This is a genomic window from Candidatus Neomarinimicrobiota bacterium, from assembly GCA_034716895.1.
In the GTDB taxonomy this organism is placed as follows: Bacteria; Fidelibacterota; UBA8477; order UBA8477; family JABMPR01; genus JABMPR01.
Genome location: JAYEKW010000236.1, coordinates 1 through 7,354 on the forward strand (window position 1 = coordinate 1; position 7,354 = coordinate 7,354).

At 41.8% G+C, this 7,354-nt stretch carries 7 protein-coding genes; 4 read left to right on the forward strand and 3 right to left on the reverse strand.

Features of this window, described 5'->3' with window-relative positions; translation table 11 throughout:
- On the forward strand, positions 1-337 hold a 337-nt coding region (locus U9Q77_13095), incomplete at its 5' end, for a nucleotidyl transferase AbiEii/AbiGii toxin family protein (protein ID MEA3288292.1).
- Between the two features lie 399 nt (positions 338-736).
- Here U9Q77_13095 and U9Q77_13100 read toward each other — a convergent pair.
- From U9Q77_13100 to U9Q77_13110, 3 genes are all read right to left on the reverse strand, one after another.
- Positions 737-913, reverse strand: coding sequence for a hypothetical protein (locus U9Q77_13100; protein ID MEA3288293.1), 177 nt, complete (start codon positions 911-913; stop codon positions 737-739).
- 306 nt (positions 914-1,219) lie between these two features.
- Positions 1,220-1,447 carry a nucleotidyl transferase AbiEii/AbiGii toxin family protein gene (locus tag U9Q77_13105; protein ID MEA3288294.1) on the reverse strand — a complete coding sequence of 76 codons (228 nt, stop codon included), beginning with the start codon at positions 1,445-1,447 and terminating at the stop codon, positions 1,220-1,222.
- On the reverse strand, positions 1,444-2,244 hold the full coding sequence (locus U9Q77_13110) for a transcriptional regulator (GenBank protein ID MEA3288295.1): 801 nt from the start codon (positions 2,242-2,244) through the stop codon (positions 1,444-1,446). Before U9Q77_13110 ends, U9Q77_13105 begins: the two co-directional genes overlap by 4 nt.
- Positions 2,245-3,185: 941 nt before the next feature.
- Between U9Q77_13110 and U9Q77_13115 the strand changes: the two genes are divergently transcribed.
- The 3 genes from U9Q77_13115 to U9Q77_13125 form a co-directional block, all read left to right on the forward strand.
- Positions 3,186-4,400 carry an ATP-binding protein gene (locus U9Q77_13115; protein ID MEA3288296.1) on the forward strand — a complete coding sequence of 405 codons (1,215 nt, stop codon included), beginning with the start codon at positions 3,186-3,188 and terminating at the stop codon, positions 4,398-4,400.
- A 575-nt stretch (positions 4,401-4,975) separates the two neighbouring features.
- The gene (locus U9Q77_13120; protein MEA3288297.1) at positions 4,976-5,938 is read left to right on the forward strand and encodes a homoserine kinase; all 963 of its coding nucleotides are present in this window, start codon (positions 4,976-4,978) and stop codon (positions 5,936-5,938) included.
- A 260-nt stretch (positions 5,939-6,198) separates the two neighbouring features.
- The coding region (locus U9Q77_13125) for a hypothetical protein (protein ID MEA3288298.1) at positions 6,199-7,354 on the forward strand (1,156 nt) is incomplete at its 3' end.

Sequence of the window (7,354 nt, forward strand, 5' to 3'; positions counted from 1 at the left end):
GAAAAGTCATGAATTACTTTGCTACACACTGGAAGAGATACTGGTTGAGAAGTTGCGATCAGTGATGCAGCGGGTACAGGCCAGGGATTTCTATGATATCTGGTATCTCATTGAAGATCAGGGGATGGATGCTGGCTATCTCACACCTGACTTCGAAACAAAGTGCGAGCAGAAAGGTCTCAAGCCAGGGGAGTTCCATGCAAAGCTCCAACAGCGCATACCCCAATACCGGGCGAGGTGGAGAAGATCAATCACCTCACAGATACAGGATCTTCCTGACTTTGAGAAGGTGTTGCGTGAGGTGAATCGCAAGCTCAAAGATTTTCCTGCCAGCTGATTTCCAACGTTCACCCTGGCACTCTTGATGAGCGACATTTAGAAGTCCCGCGCGAGGGAATGCTTGTCGTTCATCATTACCCTACCTAACCCATGATTACATTTCAACAAGCAAACATGAAATCAAAAGTGTATCAATATATTATCAACGAATATGGCATGTGGTGGCGTGATATCCTTCGCTCAACATGAAGAAAATCCTCGGCCTTTAAAGCCGGGCCGGAATCGAACCGGCACGGCTGTTTAGGCCGAGGGATTTTCAGTCCTGAATAACTCGCTGATAGTCAGTTGGTTACAAAGATTGTGTCAAAAAAAACAAATACAATGCATCCATAAATATAGATGATGGGAAATCAGATGAGGGAATTGTACTCTCACCTTCTGCTTGCTCCACAGGGGATTATAGACCCTTGTGCTTTTTAACATTTATGGTTTTCCAGTTCAAAGATGGATGGGTCGCAATCCGTTGTTGAAGATCTGGATCTTGAGTTAAGAGACTGCCATCAATCCTTCCTTTATCCAAGATCAGGTCCAGGAATTCTTGTTCACTATCAGTGAAAGGTAATAAAGATTCCATACCACGTTTGCAATCCTCAACAAAAACCGGGAGAAGCACGATCAGAAACAATCATTTATTGAGGAACTTAGAGAACTTCTGATAAAACATGAAATAGAGTTTGATGAAAAATATTTACATTAGTATTGTTCAACCCCTCCAGGGTTGGATCATTTATAAATCTTTGACCACGGGTTTCACCCGTGGCTATTCTTGTTTTTCCCTTTCAGGGAATTTAATCCAGGTTAGAATTGGGATTTGCTACCTACCTTGATTGCAGAGAAAGAATTTTATTGTCGAAGAACAATACTCTGGTATAGGTGCGCATTATGACGATGAACCATAATTAATATCAATATCAACGGATAACCTGGGTAGGTCCAATGCAAACACATTGAGGGCGGTTCCACCTTTGAGAACCCACTTATCTTTAAGGAATGGATGAGTATTCAAACTATTCAACAGGTGTAGCAGCTGAAGTACTTTCTCCAGGATATCTGGTCTGTGTCCAGTCGATTCTGAAATAGACATTATTTCTTCAGATGCGATTCTCATGATGGTTCTTCCCAATCTCTATCCAATATCTTGTGAGGAACCATTAAGTTCCAATCTTTGATCAACTTACAATCCTTTCGATTTCCACGTTCCAAGTAGTGTGGTTGCTTGGGCACTAGCCGCTGTAATGGAGTGAGATATGAATCATCCAGAAGAAGGGTATCCCGATGTTGATCCAGGAAAAACCCCACTTTAGCTGCGATTGTTGCATTTTTCAATGCCTTGACATATTTGATTACCTGTTCTGTGTCGAAGTATTCCACCGAACCCAGGGAACGCCATATCTCTTCCCAGCTTCCACTCAGGTCAGGACGGTGTAAAACGTCCACAAGAGTCCGCTCAAGGTTTGTTACTTGGACCGATCCTCCAGAACGTATGATTGTCTTTACTCCTGCTGAATCTGGTGCCTTCTTCCTGAATGCTGTTGGTATGGGTACCCGCAAGTACTCACTAGACTGATACTTCAAGGGAGCTGATCGCTCAGAAGAAGTGTAGGTAAACCGTGAGTACACGGAATAAGCATTCCCATGGAACTCAAGCGCTGTATGATATGCCAATACTGCATCGGGTTTCAACTTTGATGCTATGAGATATGGATCAACCTGGTACGTATCAGGATTTGCCCCAGTTGGTATGACAGCATAAAGACCTCTACGTATCAGTTTTATACGCCCAGCTCCTTTGTGGTGTCGTAAGACAGAATTCCGCGCACTGATTTTAGTCGTTCCTCGTTGTAAAAGGAAGTCATCCAGCTCATTTATTGTAAACACGGAATGTCTAGCTAAAAACTTGTCCATTTTCGTTGAACACCCTTTCTGACACATTGTCAAGATAATAGCCACATATTAGATATCTACTCGCAAATGTGTCAAATATGTATTGTGCGTATGTGACATATATACAATATAACAGCTATAATATAGCTATTTAATTGATCTATTGTCAAGTATTTGATAGGTTTTACCATATGGATAATATTCGAACAAGATGGCAAGGGTTTATAGTGAATTATGAAAGAATAAGATAACGCATCAGTCTACTATAGTAGGGGAAAAATCCTAAACACAGATATTAATCTAATCAAAGATATTCAAAACTGTGTCAAAGAATATTAGAAGTGGTGGCGTGAAATCCTTCGCTCAATTTGAAGAAAATCCCCGGCCTGCTGCGACGAAGCTCTGTTAATGGAGGGGGGATTTAGTATACCCGCCGTCGCCTCGTTACACTCGGCTATGGCGCGGTCGACTTCATACTTTCAGAGCGAAGTCGAGCATGCCGAGCCGAAGCTCGAAGAGCGTAGGCTGGTACCCGGAGCCTGATCCGCTACCGCGGACGTGGTCGAACCGGCACGGCTGTTTAGGCCGAGGGATTTTAAGTTCTGAATATATCTCTGATAGTCAGTAGGTTATTGGGATTATATCAAAATAATTGAGTGGTAAAACTAATCCATTCCTTATTGGGGAATTAGGTGCTACAAATTGGGGGAGTTATCGATTAAGCACTCTGCTAAAGTAGTGCCTTAATATTGGGACACCCTTTTTGAGACAATATGAACTCATATCATAGAGAGAAGATTTCGTCGTAGAGGGGGATGAGTACCAGTGCATATGGTATCAAATATTTTAATATAGCCGAAGCCTATATTTATAATTAGCCGAAATTAATATTTGGAATTAGCCGATAGCGAATGTTATAATTTGCCGGTATGAATAAGCTACAGATATTTCCCCGATATTTAATGGAAAGCTTGAAAGTAGCCATTGCTGATACGCCAGCAGTTCTAATCCACGGTGCCAGACAAAGTGGAAAAACAACCTTAGCAAAGATGCTAGGGGATGAGTATTCATATTATACTTTTGATGATGAGACAACATTAACAGCTGCAAGACTGGATCCCATAGGCTTCGTTAATCGCTTGCCCGGGAAGTGTATTCTAGATGAAGTGCAAATAGTTCCAGAAATATTCAGAACACTTAAGAAGGCAATCGATGGGAATCGAGAGCCAGGACGGTTTATCCTGACTGGTTCAGCCAATCTGATGCTGTTACCGAAAGTATCTGATTCCTTGGCTGGACGGGTTGAAATATTGCGTCTTCACCCTTTGTCTCAGGTAGAGATAGAGTCATCCGAGATGAATGCTATTTCACAGATGTTCACTGGCACATTCGCTCCAAGGGATATTCAAACAGATTATAATGAAATACTAGAGCGGGTTGTTCGAGGGGGATATCCTGAGCCCTTTAAGCGATTGGATGTGAATCGAAACAGAACTTGGTATCGTAATTATACTACTACAATCATTGAGCGTGACCTCCAGGATATTACGAAAATTCATAATATTGAATCAATGCCCAAATTGTTAAAAATGCTGGCTAACCAAACGGCACAATTAATAAATGTATCTGAAATAGCGCCTGCTTTCCAATTATCAAAACCAACACTCAAACATTATACCGAGTTGTTGAGTCGGATATTTATGGTTGAGTATCTACAACCGTTTTTCAGAAACAGGATAAAACGTTTAGTAAAAACACCTAAGGTACATCTGACAGATACTGGACTTGCCTGTTCCATTATGAATATTTCAACCAAGCAATTAAGAGATGATCACGGAAAGTTTGGACATATCCTTGAAACCTTTGTATATAACGAGTTAAGGCGTCAGGCCAGTTGGTTAGTAGAGGATATTGAGTTCTTCCATTTTCGTGATAGAGATGGATATGAAGTGGACTTAGTTCTAGAAGACAGCAACGGGAAAATCGTGGGGGTTGAGGTTAAAGCAAGTGCAACGATCAGGGAGAATGATTTTGTAGGTCTGAAAAGACTGCAAAGGTTGCTTGGGAGCGAACTTTCAATGGGAGTCGTGCTGTATATTGGAGATCGTGTGATATCGCTGGGCAATGGCTTGTATGCAGCGCCAATTTCATCTCTTTGGGAAACAACCACTCAGTAGAATCGGCATAATTGTGGAATCCCTTTTGCTTGCAAATTTGTGATGAATGTTTGCTAGTCGACAGTTTCAAATACCGTCGTTTATGAGACTGCAATCCTGAACTTAGCTAACCTTTCTCAAACCCAATAATCAAGGTCTCAGTAGCCGTCTCAAAATAGTGTCAAAGAATATGGCATGTGGTGGTGTGAAATGTCTTAATTATGTTTGGCTTGAACAATACATATAGCTTTACTAGAATAGATATAATAGTAGCGTATACAACATGTTAGAGGTGTACCCGGGGTTCTCCTGCGCACTACGTGCTTTGGCGAACTATTCCCTGATAAGGTAACATAAAATAAATTGGTTTACTTACCGAAGATCCCGACAATTACATCGGGACACAGGTTAGTACCCGGGGCCGGAATCGAACCGGCACGGCTTTAAGGGCCGAGGGATTTTAAGTCCTGAATATATCTCTGGTAGTCAGTAGGTTACGGAGATTGTGTCAAAATATTCAAGATAATTAATTGACAGAAGAGTCTGGGGCCATCGATTAGGATTGAATTTAATGCAGTAGAGATTTATTATGAACAATGATGAAAAACGATTTCAATATCGACCACATCCGTCGAGTAATACATCAGTATGATATTGGACATTTTGTAAGTATAGAAGAGTTATCTCCCGGCTACGCTAATCGAAGTTTCAAATTAGATACCGATAGGGGATCATACTTATTCAGGTGGGTTCTGGAGAAAAAGTATGACGACCTAACACAAGAGTTAGACTTATTACAGCATCTCAGCAGTTTTCAGTTCTTAACATCGTACTCGGTTGCAAAGCGCAGGGGAGGGTATGTAACTGAATATTCTCCGGGTTATGCTGTCATTTACGATTTTATCAAAGGTGAACACCCATCGTTATCTTCCACCGTGGCTACTCAAATAGGAAGTTGTGTTGGGCAATTAAGTACCATTGCTCCTCCAGTAAAATTTTTACGCCAGAACACAATTAACATTGCTTCATCTCTGGAATTATCTGAAAAGCTTTCCAATGCCCCAGTAGAATTACTGGATATTTACGAGTATTTCACGACTACGACTCGAGTATTTGCCGAAAGATTGACCTTTGATCTGCCAAGGGGTCTTATTCATGCCGATGTATTCCCCGACAATTCTCTTTTCGTAGGGGATGACCTTCAGGCTGTCATCGATTTTGAAGAGGCATGTATTGATACTTTACTTTTCGACCTTGCAATGACTATCAATGGATTTTGCTTCCCGAGAAATGAGCTATCCTACTCATATCTAGAGTCAATCCTCCGTGGATATCTCACGCATAGGAAATTGACTCCAGAAGAATGGGAAGTATTACCCATTTATATCGCCTGGACTGCTCACGGAATGTTGGGTTGGCATTTGAAGCGGCTGTCGCAAATTCACTCGGAGAGACAGGAAAATCGTGTCCGCGAGCTCATGAGCAGGGTGGTCGATATTCTTGATAGGGAAGTGAGCGTTTCACAAAACATCCGAACAATCAGAGAAACCACTAAATAACAGTACCTTAAGATTCTCCTTTAAGGCACTATTATTTGAGGTAGTTGCTAGTAGCCAAAAAAATGTTGACTACCGTACATGTATAAATTATAAATATGCAAACGATTGCATTTTGATATTGACAAGGGGTATTCACTTGATTATCATTATGTGCAAACGATTGCATTAACACCATTAGATTGCTTGATAGTGGGTTCGATTGATATAAGGATCATGAAAACATGCACATCAGGAATAATTCTAAACTAAGGAGAGACAGCATGAAAAAGAGATACCTGTTCATTTTGGTTCTTCTCCCCGTCGTCTTTCTCTTTACCAATTGTGAAGAGGATGATCCGGAAGAAGTGATAGAACCACCAATGATTACAAGCTTGTCCAGCACTGACGCGTATACAGGTGAACCAGTTACCATCACAGGCGAGAATTTTAACCCCGTTCTGAATATGAATCTCGTGGAACTCGCTGGTAAAACAGTTACTGTTAGTGAATCTGTGACACCAAGTGAAGGTAGTGAGACAAATCTGACATTTTTTGTTCCAGGTATGAGCACATCAGGTGCAACCATTGATGCTTACGTTTCAGTACGTAACCTTGGAAATGACCTGACTAGCGACAGTCTTGAAATGATCGTAAAGCCCATTTTCGACGTGGATTCAGTTCCTGCATTGCCAAAGACAAAGGGAGGAATCGCCTTTGACGGAGAGGATAAACTTTATGTACGAGGTCAGGATCCAGGAGAAGTCTATATAATAGGTCCAAATGGTAATCAGAGATATTTTGGACAAACCCACTGGGGTGAAGGTGAAATGGTTGTCGGACCAGATGGTTATCTCTATGCAGCTGTTGTATGGGGCACATATGGTGTGACACGGATATCATTGGCAACTGAAGGTGATTATGAAACATATATCCCTGATACGGATATTGACAACCCATTCTGTCTTGATTTTGACGAAGATGAGAACCTCTATGTAGGTACTGCAGACGGTGGTTTCTGGAGACGTAATAGTGATGCTAGTGTCACACAAATTCTCTCGAATCAAGGCTGGGGTGCTCCAACACGTATCAATGATGGGTACGTGTACTGGTATACCAGAAGTGATTCAGGACGAAATGGCCTCTATCGTGCCATGCTCCCAGACGCAGCAACCCAGGATACCATTACTGATGCCAGTATTGAGACAATTCTCTTGACCGAGGACTATTCACCAAGTGGTCTGGCAGTGGATAGTTTTGGCAATGTCTATCTCGCTGTTGGCTGGGGGAATAAGATGCTGACTCGTATCACCCCTGCAGGAATTGCAGAGGAGCTGATGGAGCTTCCCACAGAAAACCCGAACAAATTTACATTCCATGGTGATGTTCTTTACATCACACAGGGTAACCAGGGTAACCAAATCTGGACCTATTACCTTG